Here is a 17777-nt window from a genome sequence, read left to right as displayed (position 1 = left end):
CGATCATCGTGTCAACTTCAGGCATCACACTGACGAACCGGTGGGCGAGGGTCTCGGCTCTCGCCCCCCGGGGGCACGGCGCCACCACGCTGGTGCTGCTGCTCACCTGGCTGGCGCTCGTCGTGGCGACCGGCCTGCGGGCCCCCGGCTTCCTGTCCGGACAGACGGTCGTGGCCGTGGCGTTCAACATGGCCTTCGTCGGAATCATGGTGACCGGTGTCGGCATCGTCATGTTGTCCGGTGCCGAGTTCGACCTCTCCGTCGGGGTCACCGCCGTCACCTCCGCGCTGATCGTGGCGCAGCTGCTCGTCGAAGGCTGGGCGTTCCCGCCCGCGATGCTGGTCGCGCTGCTGTTCGGCGTGCTGGTCGGCGCCGCCAACGCCTGGCTCGTGCTGGGGCTCGGCATCCATCCCATCGTGGCCACGCTGGGCATGATGTTCCTGGTCAGCGGGGCCACCCGGATCTTCGTGGACTTCGTCGCCATCCCGCGCGACTCGTTCCTGCGCCAGCAGGCCGCCGGAGCGCTGCTCGGCATCCCCCGGGTCTTCTGGCTGATGCTGGTGATCTTCACGATCGCCGGGCTCGTGGTCAGGAGCACCCGCCCCGGACGGCATCTCGTCGCGGTGGGCGGCAACGCCCAGGCGGCGCGGGCCCGCGGCATCAGCCCGCGCCGCGTGCAGGGCGTCGCGTTCGTCCTGTGCGGGCTCTGCGCGGGGATCGCCGGGCTGGTCCTCGCCTCCCAGGGCGACATCGTGCAGTCCAGCCTCACGGCCGGCACCGAGTTCCGGGTCATCTCGATCCTGCTGCTCGGCGGCATGGCCCTGACCGGCGGGCGCGGGCGGTTCAGCGGGGCGTTCGCGTCGCTGCTCCTGCTGAGCACGCTGCCGACGGCCATCGTCACCTGGGGCGTGTCGTCGAGCTGGCAGCCCGTCATCGAGGGTCTCGTCCTGGCCGTCGCCCTGGCGGTCAACTCGCTGCGGGAGAAGAAGAGGTGAGAGTGTTGACCAGTCGCCCGAAAGCCGGGGGAGCCGCGCTGCTGAGCCCCATGGCCACCAGTCTCGCCTTCCTCCTGATCGTGATCGGGTGCGGCATCGTGTTCGCGCCCAGCTTCCTGTCGGTGGCCAACCTGGCCAGCGTGTCGAGCGGGATCATGGCCCCGGCCATCATCCTGCTGGCGGCCTGCCTGGCGATGACGGGAGGAGTCGCGGACCTGAGCCTCGGGTCCGTGCTCGGGCTGGGCGGGGCCGTGTACGCAGCGGTGTTCCAGCTGTCGGAGTCCCCGCTCGCCGGGGTCGCCGCCGCCGTCGCGGCGGGCGTCGCCGTCGGCGTCTTCAACAGCGTGCTCTCGGTGCGGTTCCACATCTGGCCGCTGATCGCCACCCTCGGCATGCTGGTGGCGGCGCGCGGCCTGGTCAGCGTCATCAACGGCGGCAGCTCGGTGTCCGCCTACACGCCGGAACTGAGCGCGGCGCTGAAGACCGCGGTCGGCCCGGTGCCCGTCGTCCTGATCGGCGTGGTCGGCATGGCCCTGCTCGTGACCTGGGTCATCAGGAACACCCGCTGGGGCAACCACCTGCGCGCGGTCGGCGGCGACGACGTCGCGGCCCGCCGCGCCGGGATCCCGGCCGACCGCATGCGGATCTGGCTGTTCGTGGTGGTCGCCCTGGTCGCGGCGCTGGCCGGATCGCTGCAGGTGATGCGGACCGGCGCGTCCGCGGTGAACCTGGGCGAGGGCGTCGAGCTGCTCGTGTACGGAGCCCTCCTGATCTCCGGTTACCGGCTCGCCGGCGGCGGCCGGGGCAGCGCCCTGTCCGGCCTGGTGTGCCTGTTCGCCCTGGAGCTGATCAGGAACATCTTCCGGCTGCGCGGGCTGCCCCTGCCGCTGACCGACGTGCTCCTCGGTCTCACCCTCATCGGCGCGGTCTCCCTCGACCTGGTCCGCGGACGGGTGCGCCGGCCGTTGATCGCCCAGCCCGCGACCGGATGACGGCCGGACCGCATCGTGAAAGGTGAGTGAAAGACATGGAAGCGTTCTCGCACGGTCCGTTGACCGGCGTGCGCGTCATCGAGACCGGTGTCCTGGTGGCCGGCCCGTTCTGCGGCCAGCTCCTGGGCGACCTCGGCGCCGAGGTCATCAAGGTCGAGGACCCCGCCAAGGGCGACCCGATGCGGCAGTGGGGCCGCGAGCGCCCGCACGGCAAGTCGCTCTGGTTCCCCATCCTCGGCAGGAACAAGCAGTCCGTGACCTGCAACCTCCGGGTGGAGCCGGGCCAGGCGGTCTTCCGCAAGCTGATCGCGGACGCGGACGTCCTGATCGAGAACTTCCGCCCCGGCACCCTGGAGCGGTGGGGGCTCAGCCCCGAGACGCTCTGGGAGATCAACCCCCGCCTGGTGATCGTCCGGGTCTCGGCGTACGGACAGGACGGCCCCTACGCGGGCCGGGCCGGCTACGGCTCCATCGGCGAGGCCATGGGCGGCATCCGCTACATCACCGGGGACCCCAAGGCGCTGCCCAGCCGGGTCGGCATCAGCCTCGGCGACGCGCTGGCCGGCACCTTCGCGGCGCTCGGCTGCATGGGCGCGCTCCGCGTGGCGCAGGCGACCGGGCGCGGGCAGATCGTCGACAGTGCCATTTACGAGGCGGTGCTGGCGCTGATGGAGTCGACGGTGCCCGAGTACGCGATCGGCGGCTACGTCCGCGAGCGGACCGGGTCGATCCTGCCCAACGTCGCGCCGAGCAACGCGTACCGCACCAAGGACGAGGAGATGGTGCTGATCGCGGCCAACCAGGACACGGTCTTCGGCCGGCTCGCCCAGGCCATGGGCCGCCCCGAGCTCGCCGAGGAGCCGGACTTCGCCACGCACGGCGGCCGGGGGGTCAACCAGGAACGGCTCGACGGGATCATCGCCGACTGGTGCGCGACCATGCCGGCCGAGGTGCTCCTGGACCACCTGCACGGCCACGGTGTGCCGGCTGGAAAGATCTACACGGCCAGGGAGATGTTCCAGGACGAGCACTTCGCCGCACGTGAGGCCATCGTCCGGCTCCCTCACACCGAGTTCGGGGAGTTCCCCATGCAGAACGTCTTCCCGCGGCTGTCCGCCACCCCCGGCGGGATCCGTTCGCTCGGCCCCGAGATGGGCGAGCACAACGAGGCGGTGCTGACCCGGCTGGCCGGGCTGGACCCCGAGGAGCTGTCCGGCCTGCGCGCGGACGGCGTCATCTGACCCCCCAGTGAGAAAGTGAGATCCGACATGCAACCCGTCAACAAGCCGTCGATCAGCTACGAAGACGCGCAGCGGGCCGTCACCGCCGCCGTGGAGAAGGCCCGCGAGCAGGGGCTCGCCATGGTCGTGGCGGTGGTGGACGAGAGCGGCGTGCTCAAGGCGTTCGCCCGCATGGACGGCGCCCCGCTGCTGTCCGTCCAGGTCGCCAAGGACAAGGCGTACTCCGCCGCGGGCTTCGGGATGCCGACCGACGGCTGGTACGACTTCATCAAGGACGACGGGCCGCTGGCCCTCGGCGCCCCCACGGGCATCGACCGCCTGGTCGTCTTCGGCGGCGGCTACCCGATCACGGCCGACGGCCGGACCATCGGCGCCATCGGCGTCAGCGGCGGCCACTACAGCCAGGACATGACCGTCGCCCAGGCCGGGCTCGACGCGCTGGCCTAGCCCCCGGCCCGCCGGGCGGCCGCGTGCCGCCCGGCGGGCATCCGCGCGTCCTCGATCCAACCTACTCAGTAGTATGTAAGGAGTCCCCGTGGCGGTCATCTGGCAGCCGAAGCTCGACGCGGAACGGGAGAAATGGGTCGGCATCGCCGCCCGGCTCACCGACGACCACTTCGCCCCGCTGGCCGAGGAACTCGACCGTGACCAGCGCTATCCGTGGGAGAGCGTGGAGAAGCTGGTCGAGGCAGGGCTCGCCGGGCTGTTCGTGCCCCAGGAGTACGGCGGGCAGGGCGCCGACCTGCGGACCACCTGCGCCGTCATCGAGACGGTGTCGCGCGGGTGCACCTCCACCGGGTCGATCCTCGCCGCGTACGCCCTCGGCGGCACGCCGCTCCTGCTCGCCGGCACCGACCGGCAGAAGGCCACCTACCTCGGCGGCCTGGCCGCCGGCAAGGCGATAAGCTTCGCGCTCAGCGAGGAGGGCGCCGGCAGCGACGCGGCGGGCATCAGGACCACCGCCGTCCGCGAGGGCGACCGCTGGCGCCTGCGCGGCGAGAAGATCTTCATCGGCAACGGCGGGGCCTCCCAGTACTACGTGGTGTTCGCGCTGACGGACCCCGAGGCCGGCACCCGCGGCATCACCGCCTTCCTGGTCGACAAGGACGCCGACGGCGTGCTGATCGACAAGTACGAGGACAAGATGGGCATCCGCGGCACCCTGACCAGCAACCTCAAGCTGGACACCGTCGTCTCAGACGACGACATCCTCGGCGAGCTCAACCGGGGGATGCGCCTGGCCATGCGGACGCTCGACGCCGGCCGGATCTCCGTGGCGGCCCAGTCGGTCGGCGTCGGCCTGGCCGGCTACGACGCCGGCAGCAGGGAAGCCGCCCGCAGGCGGACGTTCGGCAAGGCGATCATCGACAACCAGGGCATCTCCTTCCCCCTCGCCGACGTGGCCACCCAGCTCACCGCCGCGCGCATGATGACCGCCGAGGCGGCGCGCGCGTACGACGAGGGCGAGAACGTCAGCGTGCTCGGCGCGATGGCCAAGCTCTACGCCAGCGAGGCGGCGCACCGCAGCGTCGACCTGGCGGTGCAGATCCACGGCGGCGCCGGCTACTGCAAGCCGTGCCCGGCCGAACGGCTCTACCGGGACCAGCGCATCCTGGAGATCTACGAGGGCACCTCCGAGATCCAGCGCCTCGTGCTCGGGCGGTTCATCAAGGCCGAGGCGGAGGAGGCGGACCGGTGACCTTCACCGACCACTGGACGCTCGACGTCGCGTGGCCGCAGCCCGGCCCGTCGACGGTCTACGACCTGGCGCACCGGCTGCGCACCGGGATCCCGCACCACCCCAACCACCCCCCGTACTCCTTCACTCTCACCAAGCGGCACGGCGAGGTGATGTATCCCGACGGCGTGTCCGCCGCCGCCGAGATGATCACCACAGGCGGTCACGTCGGCACCCACATGGACGGGTTCGCGCACGTCTCCAGGTTCGGCAAGATCTACGGCGGCCTCGACGTGACCGAGAACCAGTCGTACGCCGAGGGCGTCACCGCGCACTCCGTGCACGAGATGCCCCCGGTCCTGGCGCCGGGCCATCTCGTGGACGCCACCGTCGCGCTGGGCCGCGACCTCACCCCCGACGACGGGGTCGGCGCGGACCTGCTCGACGCCTGGTTCCGGACCCGCCCGCGGCCCGCTCCCGGCTCGGTCGTGCTGATCAGGACCGGCTGGGACCGGCACTGGGACGACAACGCCACCTTCCTCGGCACCTCGACCGGGGCTCCCGGGGTCACGCTGTCCGGGGCGGAATGGCTGACCGACCATGGGATCATCGCCTCCGGAACCGACACCGTCGCCTACGAGCGGATGCCGGCGGCGACGTTGCCGGTCCACTGTCATCTGCTGGTGGACCACGGCGTGCCGATCATGGAGGCGATGAACCTCGCGCCTCTCAGCGAGCGGGAGGCGTGGGAGTTCTTCTTCATCGCCGCGCCGCTGCCCATCCTGGGCGGCACCGGCTCGCCGATACGTCCACTGGCCCTCGTACCTCGGACGTAAAGGGCGGCACACCCGTTGAGCAGCAGTGAGATCGGCCGGCCGGCGCTGGGCCGGCCGGGACCCGGCGAGGACGGCCGCAAGGCGATCCTGGACGCGGCGGCGCGGGCCTTCGCTCGCAACGGCTACTTCGCGACCAGCATCGACGCGATCGCCGACGAGCTGGGCGCCACCAAGGGCCGCGTCTACCACTACTACCGGGGCAAGGCGGAGATCTTCCTCGACGTGGTGGTCACCGGGATGCGCGATCTCATCGCCGCCGTGGAGCCGATCGCCCGCCAGGACGCACCACCCGGCGAGCGCGTGTACCGGATGGCCCGTGTGCACGCGTCCCTGATGATGCTCCGCAACCACGCGCAGCGGGTCTCGGTGCAGGCTCTCGAGATGCGCTCGGTCGCCGAGATCGCCATCCACCACGAGGTGCTCGCCGACGTGTTCGCGCTGCGTCGCCGGTACGAGCAGCTCTTCATCGACGTGGTGGAGGAAGGCGTCCGGCTGGGCGACTTCGCCGCCACCGACAGCGGCCTGGTCGTCAAGTCGGTGCTCGGCGCCCTGAACTGGATTCCCATCTGGTACGCCCCCGGCCGCGGGCGGGACGACGTGGAGCACGTCGCCGACACCTTCGCCCGCTTCATCGTGAACGGTCTGAAAGGAAGCTGAAGATGGAAAGCCCGAGCTCGGCCCGATACTGGAGCGAGGTGGAGACCTGGCCCCGGGACCGCATCGCGGAGTTCCAGCTCACCGCCCTGCGGCGGCAGCTCGCCCACGTCGGGGCGAACAGCGCGTACTACAAGGCGGCCTGGGGCGAGATCGGCTTCGAGCCGGGCGACCTGCGCTCGCTCGACGACCTGCGTTCCCTGCCCTTCGTGCGCAAGGCGGACTACGTGGCCGACCTGGCCGAGCGGGAGCCGTGGGGGTCGATGCTGGCCGTGCCGCTGGAGGACGTGGCCCGGGTGCACTTCTCCTCGGGCACCACCTCCACGCCCGCGCCGGTCTGCTGGACCCGGGCCGACCTCGACCGCTGGGCGGACCTGTACGCGCGCTTCGCCTACAGCCAGGGCGTGCGCCGCACGGACGTGTACCAGGCGCTGTTCGGCTTCGCCTGGTTCGTCGGCGGGCTCGGCGTCACCTCCGCCTACACCAAGATCGGCTGTACGGTCATCCCCGGCGGCTCCGGCGACACCGAGCGCCAGATCGACGTCATGGCCAGGTACGGCACCACCGCCGTCAGCGGCACCCCGTCGTTCATGCTGCACCTCGCCGAGACCGCCGAGCGGCTCGGCCGCCCTGTCACGGGCAACCGGGTCAGCCGGATCCAGGTCGGCGGCGAGCCCGGCGGCGGCATCCCCGAGACCCGCGCCCTGATCGAGGAGCGCTGGGGCGCCAAGGTGTTCGACGGCTACGGCTCCCTGGAGTTCCAGCCGATCGCCTGGGAGTGCGAGGAGCAGGCGGGCGGCCACTTCGCCGAGGACTTCGTGCACGCCGAGGTCGTGGACGTCGAGACCGGCGCCCCGGTCCCCGACGGCAGCCCGGGCGTGCTCGTCCTCACCCACCTCGACAAGCAGGCGACGCCGTTCGTGCGCTGGTGGACGGGCGACGTGGTGGTGCGGGACCCGGACCCGTGCCCGTGCGGCCGCACCCACGGCCGCCTGCGCGGCGGCGTGCTCGGCCGGGCCGACGACATGCTGGTGGTGCGGGGCGTCAACTTCTTCCCCAGCTCGGTGGAGAGCCTGGTGCGCGGCACGCCGGGCGCCACCGGCGAGTACGTGATCGTGATCGACGAGGACGTCGTCGACCGGGCCACCGGCTACCTGACGGGCGTCAAGGTGCGGCTGGAGACCGAGGAAGGCGCCGCCGAGGCCGCCGTGGCGCGGCTCGCCCACGCCATCCGCGCCGAGCTGACGGTCCGCGCGGTGGTCGAGCCGGTGCCGTCCGGATCGCTCACCCGCAGCACGCACAAGGCCAAGCGCCTGGTACGCGAGATCTGAGGAGGAGGAGTGAACGTGGCTGACGACGTCTACATCGTGAGCGCGGTGCGCACCCCGCACGGCAGGTACGGCGGTTCCCTCCAGGACGTCCGGCTCGTCGACCTCGGCGGGCTGGCCGGGCGGGCGGCGCTCGAGCGCGCCGGGGTCCCGCCCGCCGACGTCGGCGAGCTGGTGCTCTCCACCTGCAGGCAGGCCGGCAACGGCCCCAACCCGGGCCGCCAGGTCGCGCTCAAGGCGGGCCTGCCGGAGCCGGTGCCCGCCCAGACCGTCAACATGGCGTGCGCCTCCGGGCTCAAGGCGCTCCAGCTCGCCGCGCACCCCATCCTCCTGGGCGACAGCGAGCTGACCCTCGCCGTGGCCGCTGAGAGCATGTCGACCATGCCGTACCTCGCCCCGTACACGCTGCGCTGGGGCGGCGTGCGGCGCGGGGACATCCTCCTGGCGGACGGCTGGAAGGACGGCGGCACCGATCCCATCTGCGGGATGAACATGGGCCAGACGGCCGAGAAGGTGGCGCGGGAGTACGGCGTCACCCGCGCCGACCAGGACGCCTGGTCGGCGCGGAGCCACCGGCGCCTGGCCGAGGCGTGGGAGCGGGGCCGCCTGGACGGGCAGATCGTCGAGGTGGCGCACGAGGCGGGGTCGCTCGCCAAGGACGAGACGTTCCGCCCGGGATCGACCGCCGAGAAGCTCTCGACCCTGCGGCCCGCGTTCGAGGACGGCGGCACGGTGACCGCGGGCAACTCCAGCCAGATGGCCGACGGCGCCGCCGCCGTCGTGCTCGCCGGCGGCCGGGCCGCCGCGGAGCGGGGTCTGGCCCGGCGCGCCCGGCTGGTGTCCGTGGCCGCCGTCGGCGTCGACCCCACCATGATGGGCATCGGCCCGGCGGCGGCGATCCCGCTCGCGCTGAAGAAGGCGGGCCTGTCCGTGGCCGACATCGACCTGTTCGAGATCAACGAGGCGTTCGCCGCGCAGATCGTGCAGAACGTCCGCGTCCTGGACCTCGACGAGGACCGGGTCAACGTGAACGGCGGCGGCATCGCGCTGGGCCACCCGACGGGCCAGAGCGGCCTGCGCGTCGTGGTCAGCCTGCTGCACGAGCTGGAACGGCGCGACGCCCGCTTCGGCGTCGCCAGCCTGTGCGTCGGCGGCGGCCAGGGCATCGCGGCGGTCATCGAACGGGTGTCCTCATGACCCCCGCCTCCCGGCCCGGCGTTCTGGCCGCTGATGCCTGCGCGGGATTGTCCGCGCTGGTCACCGGGGCCGGGAGCGGGATCGGGCGGGCGATCGCGCTGCGGCTGGTCGAGCTCGGCGCCCGCGTCACCGGCCTCGGCCGGCGCGCGGAGACGCTCGCCGAGACCCAATCGCTCGCCGCCGGCCGGGAACGGTTCGGCTACGAGGTGTGCGACGTGCGCGACACCGCCGCGGTGGTCGCCGCCGTCGAGCGGACCGGCGCCCGCCACGGCCTCGGCCTGCTGGTGAACAACGCGGGCGGCCAGTTCTTCGCCCGCGCCGCCGACATCTCGCCGGGCGGCTGGCGGGCGGTGATCGACCTCAACCTCACGGCCAACTTCACCGTCACCACGGCCGCGTACCCCTTCCTCGCCAGGTCCGGCGGGAGCGTCGTGAACATCTCCCTGTCCGGCGTCGAGCGGGGCGGCATGGGCCTGGCGCACTCGATCGCCGCGCGCTCCGGAGTGCTCGGCCTGACCAGGACGCTCGCCCTGGAGTGGGCCGGCGACGGCGTCCGGGTCAACTGCGTCGGCCCCGGCACCGTGCTGACCGGCGCGCTGAACGACGAGGCGGGCCGCCACGTGCTCGACAACCTGGTCGCCAAGGGCACGCCGATGCGCCGCGCCACCACCCCCGAGGAGGTGGCGGAGCTCGTCGCCTTCCTGGCCGGCCCCGCCGGTGCGATGATGACCGGCCAGCTGATCCAGATCGACGGCGGCGCGCACCTGGGCGCGGGCCTGCACATGCTCCCGGAGGCGTACCCATGACCGGCGGCAAGCTGCTCGGCCTGTCCGAGGCCGTCACCGCGCACGTCAGGCCCGGCCGCACGGTGTACCTGGGCAACTTCGGCGCTCAGCTCTTCGCCGTCGGCCACGAGATCATCCGGCAGCGCCGCACCGGGCTGCACGTGGTGATCGGCTCCGGCGGCATCCTGCTGGACCAGCTGCTCGGCGCGGGCGTCCCCGACTCTGTCACGTTCGGCCACTGCTGGAGCCCCGTCGGCCCCGGCCCCACGTGGAACTTCCGGCGCGCCGCCGAGAGCGGCGACCGCACGGTGACGCTGCACGAGCTGAGCCTCGGCCTGCTGACCGCGGCGCTGACGGCCGGCGCCTGGGGCGTGCCGTTCATGCCGGTGCCCGGGCTCCCCGGCACCGGCTACGCCGACGAGGACTGGCCGAACGGCAGGCTGTCCCGGGTGGACACCGTCTTCGGCGCCGCCGACATCGTCGCCGCGATCACGCCCGACGTCGCGTTCGTGCACGTGGACCAGGCCGATGCCGAGGGCAACGGCGTCATTCGCGGCCCGCTGGGCGAGACGCCGGTCGCCGCCCAGGCGTCCCGCGCCCTCGTCCTGGTCGCCGAGGAGATCGTCGACACCGAGACCGCCCGCCGGGCGGGCATCGCCATCCCCGGGCTGCTGACCAGCGCCGTCGTGCACCACCCCGGCGCGGTCGCCCCCGACGGCGCCATCGGCCGCTACGAGCGCGACGTCGCCGCCTACGAGCGCTACGTCGCCGGCACCGCCACCCCGGAGGGCTTCGCGGCATGGCTGACGGAGCATGTGACAGGAGGCCGCGATGCCTGACGAACCGAGCGTGATCGGCTTCCTGGTCCGCGCCGCCCGCGAGTTCCGCCGCGGCGGATGGGTGTTCACCGGCTTCCACTGGCCGGTGCTCGCCGGTCAGCTCGCGTACGAGCTGGAGGGGGAGCCGTTCACCCAGGTCTTCGAGGCGGGCGCGAGCGTGCACGGCCCCGCCGCGTCGATCCCCACGAGCACGACCGACTTCCCCTCGTACGCGGACGTGCTCGGCTTCACCGGCACCACGGCCGACGTGCTGCTGGGGATGGCCCGGCGGTTCGACCGGGTGATCCTCGACGCCGGGAACGTCGACGTGCGCGGCCGGGTCAACTCGTCCCTGATCGGCCCGTCCGGGGCGCCGAAGGTGCGCCTGCCGGGCGGGGGAGGGGCGCCCGACATCGCGGCCCGCGCCCGCGAGCTCGTCTGGCTGTCCGGCGGGGACGACCTGCGGCGCATCCAGCGGAAGGTGGAGCACGTGACCGCCGCGCCGCGGCCCGGCGCCCCCGTCCGGCTGCACACCCGGTGGGGTGTCGCCCGGCTCGGCGCCGCGCCCGTCCTGGAAGAACTGGCCGACGTCCCCGGGACCGACGCGTTCGTGCGTCACCTGACGGCGCTCGGCGTGCGTACGGACGTGCCCGTCCGGCGGCGGCGGCCCGCGACGCCGGACGAGAGCGCGGCCGCCCGGCGCGTGCTGCGCGCGGCATCGGAACGCGGCTATCAGGTGGCGAGACGAGCGCTCGCCGAGATGTAGAGGTATCAGACATGGACACCAAGGAACTCGCCGAAGCGCGAAGGACCACCCGCGAGCTGGTCGACGCATGGCTGCGGGAGGGCAGGTTCGCGCCTTCGTGCGACGCCTGGCTGCGCGGCTACGACCTGGACTTCACCCGGGCCATGGCCGCGCGCGGCCTGATCGGGATCTCCTGGCCGGCCGAGTACGGCGGCGGCGGGGGGTCGGCGCTCACCCGGCTCGTCGTGACCGAGGAGCTGCTGCGGGCCGGCGCGCCCGTCGCCGCGCACTGGATCGCCGACCGTCAGATCGGGCCGTCCATCGTGCGCCACGGCAGCGACGCCGCCAAGGCGACGTTCCTGCCCGCGATCGCGTCCGGGGCGGTCACCTTCTGCCTGGGCATGAGCGAGCCCGACTCGGGGTCCGACCTGGCCTCGGTCCGCACCACGGCCACCCGGGCCGAGGGCGGCTGGCTCGTCACCGGCAGGAAGATCTGGACCAGCCACGCGCACCGGTCGACCCACGCCTACGTGCTGGCCCGTACCGGGAAGGGGGAGCGGAAGCACGACGGGCTCACCGAGTTCATCGTCGACATGGCCGCGTCCGGGGTGGAGGTGCGGCCGATCCACGACCTGGCCGGGGAGCACCACTTCAACGAGGTCACCTTCGACGCTGTGTTCGTCCCCGACGAGCACGTGCTCGGCGCGGTCGGCGAGGGGTGGCGGCAGGTCACCGAGCAGCTCGCGCTGGAGCGCGGCGGCGTCGAGCGGGTGCTGAGCACCTACCCGCTGCTGGCCGCGGTGATCGAGACGGTGGCCGGCGGCACGGTGGGTGACGGCGCGGTGGGCGACGGCGCGGTGGGCGACGGCGCGGTGAGTGACGGCGCGGCGGAGCGGATCGGGGAGGTGCTGGCCAGGCTGGCCACCCTGCGCGCGATGGCGTTCGACGTGGCCGGCGCGATGGACGCGGGCCGGGCGCCGGTGCACGAGGCGGCCATGCTGAAGGACCTCGGCACCACGCTCGAACGCGACATCGACGAGCTGGCCAGGAACCTTCTCGACACCGAGGTCGACCCCGGCGCGCCCGGCGCCGAAGGGCTCCTGGCCCAGGGCATCCTGGCGGCGCCGGGGTTCACCATCCGCGGCGGCACCACCGAGGTGCTGCGCACGGTCATCTCGCGGGGCGCCATCGCGGCCGGGGGCGGCAGGTCCGCCGGCGGCTCCGACCTCGGCGCGGTGGTCGACGAGGTGCTCGACGGCCACGGCGGCGAGCCGGGCGACGACCTGCCCGCGATCTGGCGCACGGTGCGGGAGCTCGGCTGGCCGGCCGTCGGCGTCGACGAGGCGCGCGGCGGCGAGGGCGGCGACCTGTACGACGTGGTGACGATCGTGGAGGGGCTCGGCCGGCACCGGGTGTCCGTCCCGGTCGCCGAGACCATCCTGGCGCGGCGCGCCCTGGCCGTGGCCGGGCGGGACGCGGCCGGTGAAGTCGCCACCGTGGCCCTGCCGCCGCGCGGTCACGGCGTCCGCCTCACCGCCGACGGCCGGCTGCACGGCACCGTCCCGAAGGTGCCGTGGGGCAGGCACGCCGCCCAGCTGGTGGTGCCGGCCACGCTCGACTCCGGCGAGCAGGAGCTCGTCGAGGTCCTGGCCGGCGCGGCGGGGCTGAGCTGGACCGCGGGCGCGAACCTGGCGGGCGAGCCCCGCGACGCCCTGCACCTGGACGGGACGCCCGGCACCCCGCTCGGCGGTCCGGGGGACGTGCTCGCCGAGGCCGCGCTGCTGCGGGCCGCCGCCCTGACCGGCGCCCTGGAGACCGCGCTCGGCCAGACCGTCAGCCACGTGACCGTGCGCGAGCAGTTCGGCAGGCCGCTCGTCAAGTTCCAGGCCGTGGCCGCCCTGGTGGCGGCGATGGCGTCGGAGGCCGAATCCGCCCGGGTCGCCGTGCGCCGCGCCACCGGGGCGCTGGCCGAGGGCCGCCCCGACGCCTGGACCAGGGTCGCCGCGGCGCGCGTCATCACGGGCCGCGCCGCGACCGAGGGCGCCCGCATCGCCCACCAGCTGCACGCGGCGATGGGCATCACCCGCGAGCACCCGCTGCACCTGGCCACCCGGCGGCTGTGGGCCTGGCGCGACGAGTTCGGCACCGCCCGTCAGTGGAGCGAGCGGCTCGGCCGGACCTTCGCCGAGCGCGGGCCGGATCGGCTGTGGCGGTGGATCACCGAGGACGAGTCGTAAGGAGCACGAGATGGACAAGGTCATGGACAAGGTCATGGACAAGGTCATGGACAAGGTCATCGTGGAGTCGGACGGCGGGCTGCGCGTCCTGACGCTCAACCACCCGGACAAACGCAACATCATCGACGACGCCATGCGCACCGAGCTGGTCGAGGCCGTGACCGCGATCCGCGCCGACCCGGACGCCACCGCGCTGGTGGTCACGGGGGCGGGCTCGGCCTTCTGCGGCGGCGCCGACCTGCCCGCCCTCTTCGGCGACCGCGACCGCGACCTCGCGAGCCTGCGCGGCGACCTGCAGAAGGTGTACGAGAGCTTCCTGATCCTGCGTTCGCTGGCCATCCCCACCATCGCCGCCGTCCAGGGGCCGGCGATCGGGGCAGGGCTGAACCTGGCGATGGTGTGCGACCTGCGCGTCGCGGGCCCCCGCGCCACGTTCGGCGCCACGTTCTCGCAGATCGGCCTGCATCCCGGCGGCGGCTGCACCTGGTTCCTGGTCCAGGCGCTCGGCCGGCAGCGGGCGTTGAAGCTGCTCCTCGACGGCGGCACGCTCACGGCCGCCGAGGCGGTGGAGGCGGGCCTGGCGCTGACGGTCGAGGACGATCCGGTGGCCGCCGCGACGGAGCTGGGCCGCACGTACGCGCGGATGGACCCGCACCTGGTGAGGCACATCAAGAGCGCGGTGCGGACCGCGGCGACGGAGGGGTTCGAGGCCACGGTCGAGTTCGAGTCGTGGGCGCAGGCGTACTCGGCGACGCAGCCGCGGGTGCACGAGTTCCTCGCCCGATTCCGCAAGTGAGCCCCGTCGGGTGATCGCCTGTCCCCTCGCGGGCCCGGCCGGTCCTTACTATGATCTTGCCGGGCCCGTACCGGGGAAGCTCGCCCGCGACCTGGGGTGAGAGCCTGTATCAACCGCTATGGTTAGCATGGATTCATACCCTCGGGCGACCACTCCCACGAAGGGGCGACATGACGAACGGTACCCGGCCGCCCAAGGCCGCGATGCTCGTGGCCCAGCGGATCATGCGCGATGTCAGCCGGGACGACCTGCACCCCGGCGACATGCTCCTGCCCGAGCGCATCATGCTGGAGAAGTACGAGATCGGGCGCGGCACGCTCCGTGAGGCGCTGCGGCTGCTGGAGTTCCACGGCGTCATCGCGCTCAAGCCCGGGCCGAAGGGCGGCCCCGTGCTGCTCGACCCCGACCCGTCCCACCTGGCCAGCACGATGCTGCTGCTCATGCAGGTCAAGCAGGCCCCGTTCCGGGCGATCATGGAGGTGCGGGCCACGCTGGAGCCCAAGACGGGCGCGCTGGCCGCCGAGCGCATGAGCGACGACCAGATCGCCGAGCTCGGCCGGTGCCTGGCCGACATGCGCGACAACATGGACGACGACTACATCTTCTTCGACACCAACCAGCGCTTCCACGACCTCATCGCCTGGGGCTCGGGCAACGCGCTGTTCGGCTACATCGTCGACTCGCTCCTCGGCATCCTCGACGGCACCGTGGCCGCCGTCGACTACAGCGCCGTGGGCAGCGACTACCCGCAGCGCAGGCGCAAGGCCATCCTCAAGGCCCACGAGGAGATCTATGCCATGATCGCCAACCGCGACGCGGAGGGCGCCGAGGCCCGGATGCAGGAGCACATCGACGCTTACGTGCGCTACGTCGAGCGCAAGCACCCGAAGCTGCTGGAGCAGACCATCCGCTGGGACGCGCGCGCCTGACCCCGCCCTGGGACGTGGTCACCTTCCCCTATGGGGATAATCTGTATTCATGATTAGTATGGTAACCATCTGTCCTGTGCTGAAAGGGTGAGAGCGTCATGAAGGTGTCGGTGCGCTGCTTCGGGTTCCCGCTCACGTGGTACCGGCCCATCGCCGAGACGGCCGAGCACGAGGGGTTCCACGGGCTCTGGATCCCGGACCACGTGGTCTCGCCGACCCTGACCGACGGGAAGTATCCGTACAGCTCGCACGGCCGGCCGAGCTTCGACCCGGCGACGCCGTTCGCGGACCCGATGGTGATGGCGGGCCACCTGGCGGCCGCCACGTCCCGCATCCGGCTGGGCATCGGCGTCTACGTGCTGCCCCTGCGCCACCCGCTCGCCGCGGCGCGCTCGGTGATGTCCGCCCAGGAGCTCTCCGGGGGCAGGCTCGTGCTGGGGGTCGGCGTCGGGTGGATGCGCGCCGAGTTCGAATCCCTGGGCCAGGAGTTCTCCGGGCGCGGCGGGCGCACCGAGGAGATGCTGGGCGTGATGCGCCGGGCGTGGACCGGCGAGCCGGTGCGGCACGAGGGCCGGTGGTACTCCTTCCCCGAGCTCACCGTGGCCCCGGGGACGACCGAGCCGGTTCCGGTGCTCATCGGCGGCGCCAGTGAGCGCGCACTCGTCCGGGCCGTCCGGCACGGTGACGGCTGGTACGGCCCTCCCGGCACGGCCGACCAGACGAGCGCGTACGTCTCCGCGCTCCAGGCGGAACTGGAGCGCCAGGGCCGCGAGCGCTCCACCTTCCGCCTCGTGGCGCGGGCCCCGGAGGACGACCCGCTCGCGGGTGTCCGGGCGCTGGCCGAGCGGGACGTGGACGAGGTGGTGCTCAACCTGCCCAGGAACGTCGAGAAGCCCGGCGAGGTGACCGCCTGGATCACGGCGGCGGCGGGCCGGCTGCGCACCGAGGGCGCCCTCGGCTGAGCACTGGCTGACGTGTCGCTTGTCCATGCGCATGACGAATCATGCGAAGCAGGCGAAGCCATTGGCGGCCACCATGCCCGCGGGCGACCGGTCGCCCGCCCTCGTTATTGAAGATCACATCAACTGGGCGATAGCGTGCGGGTACCGCTCGCGCCCGCTCCGGGCGCCCGAAGGCCCGGCCGTTGGCCCGTTCCACGCCAGGGGCGAACCCCCGCATGGCCGTCGACGGGGTCTATTGATGATAACTATTTCTATCGTCGAAGGTGATCGTCCGGCTGGTGGCGCATCGACCCGGAGCATCGCCTACCCTGCCTTCATGGGAGACCTGCCAGGTCGGAGGGGTCGGATGATGATCCATAACGGCTGCTGACGGGCGTGCCGGTGATGTCGACCCGGCGCTGCGAAATCGTTGACGTTGCCTTCTACCGTCACTATCGTTATCAGGAATTATTGAGGCCTACCTGTACGCCCCCCGGAGATGAGCGCTCCTATGGTTCGTTCCACAAAACTCGTTGCCTCGGCTCTCGCGGTCCTGCTCGCGGTTCTGCTCGGCGGCTGTGCCTCGTCCGCGCCGGAAGGCGGTGACGCCGCCGCGTCCGGCGGCGACGGGCTGACCACGATCACCTACATCGACGCCGGCTCGGCCTGTCTGTGCAGCTATCCGAGGTTGCAGGCCGAGGCGCAGGGCTATTTCGCCCAGCAGGGCATCCAGCTCGACAACAAGACGTCCATCTTCAACGCCAACCAGCTCATCCAGGCCGTCGCCCAGGGGCAGGCCGACATCGCGCTCACCGGCGGGACGGCCCCGCTGGCCTCCGCCGCGGCGGGCAAGCTGGTCAAGGTCGTGGCGGTGCTCGGCGCCCCGGCGCCCGAGCAGGTCACGCTCAACAACCAGACGCTGGAGAAGCTCGCCCAGCAGGGCGTCACGCCCGAGTCGCCGTACGCGGAGAAGCTCGCCGCGCTCAAGGGTTTGAAGATCGCTTCAGCGGCCACCGGATCGACGACCGACCTGCTGTTCCGGCAGATCCTCACCCTCGGCGGCCTCAAGCCCGACAGCGACGTGACCATCCAGCCGTTCAGCGACGCCGCCGCCGGCACCGCCGCCGTCAAGCAGGGCGCCTCCGACGGGCTCGCCGGGTTCCCCAGCCAGACGACCGGCCCCGAGGCCGACGGGTGGGGCAAGGTGTTCATCGACATCGTCAAGGACGCCCCCGAAGCCGCGAACATCCCGTACATCGTGGTGGCCGTCAACCCCGACTTCCTGAAGAACCAGCCCGAAGCGGTGAAGAAGTTCCTCACGGCGCTCAAGCAGGCCCGCGACGACGCCAAGGACTTCAGCCAGGAGCACAGCGACGCCCTGCACCAGAAGTTCTTCGCGAGCACCAGCGACGCCGCCTGGAAGACCGGCATCGAGGCCATCCTGCCCGTCTTCACCGGCGACCTGGTCCCGACCCGGGAGCTCGCCGACAACCTGATCAAGGTCTACAACATCGGCAAGCCCGACCCGGTCTCGGTGCCGTTCGAGGAGCTGTACGACACCGCGCTCGTCTCCGCCCTGCCGGACGCCTGAGTGAGGGAGACCGA

General features: G+C 72.5%; 17 protein-coding genes. All 17 read left to right on the top strand.

Going from position 1 to position 17777, the window contains the following annotated elements; genetic code table 11:
* Positions 1-8: 8 nt before the first annotated feature.
* The 17 genes from ACGFI7_RS36790 to ACGFI7_RS36710 all read left to right on the top strand — a co-directional run bounded on the left by ACGFI7_RS36790 (position 9) and on the right by ACGFI7_RS36710 (position 17763).
* Positions 9-995: an ABC transporter permease gene (locus tag ACGFI7_RS36790; protein WP_393413004.1), complete on the top strand. Its 987-nt coding sequence runs from the start codon at positions 9-11 to the stop codon at positions 993-995.
* Between the two features lie 5 nt (positions 996-1000).
* A complete protein-coding gene (locus ACGFI7_RS36785; RefSeq protein ID WP_393413002.1) occupies positions 1001-1987 on the top strand; it encodes an ABC transporter permease in 987 nt (328 codons plus the stop codon).
* 35 nt (positions 1988-2022) lie between these two features.
* Positions 2023-3228, top strand: coding sequence for a CaiB/BaiF CoA transferase family protein (locus ACGFI7_RS36780; protein WP_393413000.1), 1206 nt, complete (start codon positions 2023-2025; stop codon positions 3226-3228).
* Between the two features lie 27 nt (positions 3229-3255).
* Positions 3256-3675 (top strand): heme-binding protein, encoded by a 420-nt coding sequence (locus ACGFI7_RS36775; RefSeq protein ID WP_393412998.1) that lies wholly within the window; start codon positions 3256-3258, stop codon positions 3673-3675.
* Positions 3676-3763: 88 nt separating this feature from the next.
* On the top strand, positions 3764-4927 hold the full coding sequence (locus ACGFI7_RS36770) for an acyl-CoA dehydrogenase family protein (protein ID WP_393412996.1): 1164 nt from the start codon (positions 3764-3766) through the stop codon (positions 4925-4927).
* Positions 4924-5742: a cyclase family protein gene (locus ACGFI7_RS36765; RefSeq protein WP_393412994.1), complete on the top strand. Its 819-nt coding sequence runs from the start codon at positions 4924-4926 to the stop codon at positions 5740-5742. Before ACGFI7_RS36770 ends, ACGFI7_RS36765 begins: the two co-directional genes overlap by 4 nt.
* 15 nt (positions 5743-5757) lie before the next feature.
* Positions 5758-6399 (top strand): TetR family transcriptional regulator, encoded by a 642-nt coding sequence (locus tag ACGFI7_RS36760; RefSeq protein ID WP_393412992.1) that lies wholly within the window; start codon positions 5758-5760, stop codon positions 6397-6399.
* Positions 6400-6401: 2 nt separating this feature from the next.
* Positions 6402-7727 carry a phenylacetate--CoA ligase family protein gene (locus tag ACGFI7_RS36755; RefSeq protein ID WP_393412990.1) on the top strand — a complete coding sequence of 442 codons (1326 nt, stop codon included), beginning with the start codon at positions 6402-6404 and terminating at the stop codon, positions 7725-7727.
* A 15-nt stretch (positions 7728-7742) separates the two neighbouring features.
* Complete coding sequence (locus ACGFI7_RS36750; RefSeq protein ID WP_393412988.1) at positions 7743-8921, top strand: thiolase family protein; 1179 nt, start codon at positions 7743-7745, stop codon at positions 8919-8921.
* On the top strand, positions 8918-9727 hold the full coding sequence (locus tag ACGFI7_RS36745; protein ID WP_393412986.1) for an SDR family NAD(P)-dependent oxidoreductase: 810 nt from the start codon (positions 8918-8920) through the stop codon (positions 9725-9727). Before ACGFI7_RS36750 ends, ACGFI7_RS36745 begins: the two co-directional genes overlap by 4 nt.
* Positions 9724-10545 (top strand): CoA transferase subunit A, encoded by an 822-nt coding sequence (locus ACGFI7_RS36740; RefSeq protein ID WP_393412984.1) that lies wholly within the window; start codon positions 9724-9726, stop codon positions 10543-10545. The genes ACGFI7_RS36745 and ACGFI7_RS36740 overlap by 4 nt, the downstream gene beginning before the upstream one ends.
* Positions 10538-11290: a hypothetical protein gene (locus tag ACGFI7_RS36735; RefSeq protein ID WP_393412982.1), complete on the top strand. Its 753-nt coding sequence runs from the start codon at positions 10538-10540 to the stop codon at positions 11288-11290. The genes ACGFI7_RS36740 and ACGFI7_RS36735 overlap by 8 nt, the downstream gene beginning before the upstream one ends.
* A gap of 11 nt (positions 11291-11301) precedes the next feature.
* Positions 11302-13506, top strand: a complete 2205-nt coding sequence (locus tag ACGFI7_RS36730) for an acyl-CoA dehydrogenase family protein (protein WP_393412981.1) — start codon at positions 11302-11304, stop codon at positions 13504-13506.
* Positions 13507-13516: 10 nt separating this feature from the next.
* The gene (locus ACGFI7_RS36725) at positions 13517-14302 is read left to right on the top strand and encodes an enoyl-CoA hydratase (RefSeq protein WP_393412979.1); all 786 of its coding nucleotides are present in this window, start codon (positions 13517-13519) and stop codon (positions 14300-14302) included.
* Between the two features lie 170 nt (positions 14303-14472).
* Entirely contained in the window at positions 14473-15231 is a 759-nt protein-coding gene (locus ACGFI7_RS36720) for a FadR/GntR family transcriptional regulator (RefSeq protein ID WP_393412977.1), read from the top strand.
* Positions 15232-15329: 98 nt separating this feature from the next.
* On the top strand, positions 15330-16193 hold the full coding sequence (locus ACGFI7_RS36715) for a TIGR03619 family F420-dependent LLM class oxidoreductase (RefSeq protein WP_393412975.1): 864 nt from the start codon (positions 15330-15332) through the stop codon (positions 16191-16193).
* A gap of 490 nt (positions 16194-16683) precedes the next feature.
* Positions 16684-17763 (top strand): ABC transporter substrate-binding protein, encoded by a 1080-nt coding sequence (locus tag ACGFI7_RS36710; RefSeq protein ID WP_393412973.1) that lies wholly within the window; start codon positions 16684-16686, stop codon positions 17761-17763.
* Positions 17764-17777 lie beyond the last annotated feature (14 nt).

The organism is Nonomuraea sp. NPDC048826 (assembly GCF_043198225.1).
In the GTDB taxonomy this organism is placed as follows: domain Bacteria; phylum Actinomycetota; class Actinomycetes; order Streptosporangiales; family Streptosporangiaceae; genus Nonomuraea.
This window is presented reverse-complemented; position numbering and strand designations above follow the sequence as displayed.

Coding starts and splice junctions, on each gene's coding strand:
- ACGFI7_RS36735 (WP_393412982.1), top strand. CDS start 10,538: ATGCCTGACGAACCGAGCGTGATCGGCTTCCTGGTCCGCGCCGCCCGC.
- ACGFI7_RS36715 (WP_393412975.1), top strand. CDS start 15,330: ATGAAGGTGTCGGTGCGCTGCTTCGGGTTCCCGCTCACGTGGTACCGG.
- ACGFI7_RS36745 (WP_393412986.1), top strand. CDS start 8,918: ATGACCCCCGCCTCCCGGCCCGGCGTTCTGGCCGCTGATGCCTGCGCG.
- ACGFI7_RS36720 (WP_393412977.1), top strand. CDS start 14,473: ATGACGAACGGTACCCGGCCGCCCAAGGCCGCGATGCTCGTGGCCCAG.
- ACGFI7_RS36710 (WP_393412973.1), top strand. CDS start 16,684: ATGGTTCGTTCCACAAAACTCGTTGCCTCGGCTCTCGCGGTCCTGCTC.
- ACGFI7_RS36730 (WP_393412981.1), top strand. CDS start 11,302: ATGGACACCAAGGAACTCGCCGAAGCGCGAAGGACCACCCGCGAGCTG.
- ACGFI7_RS36725 (WP_393412979.1), top strand. CDS start 13,517: ATGGACAAGGTCATGGACAAGGTCATGGACAAGGTCATGGACAAGGTC.
- ACGFI7_RS36780 (WP_393413000.1), top strand. CDS start 2,023: ATGGAAGCGTTCTCGCACGGTCCGTTGACCGGCGTGCGCGTCATCGAG.
- ACGFI7_RS36740 (WP_393412984.1), top strand. CDS start 9,724: ATGACCGGCGGCAAGCTGCTCGGCCTGTCCGAGGCCGTCACCGCGCAC.
- ACGFI7_RS36755 (WP_393412990.1), top strand. CDS start 6,402: ATGGAAAGCCCGAGCTCGGCCCGATACTGGAGCGAGGTGGAGACCTGG.
- ACGFI7_RS36775 (WP_393412998.1), top strand. CDS start 3,256: ATGCAACCCGTCAACAAGCCGTCGATCAGCTACGAAGACGCGCAGCGG.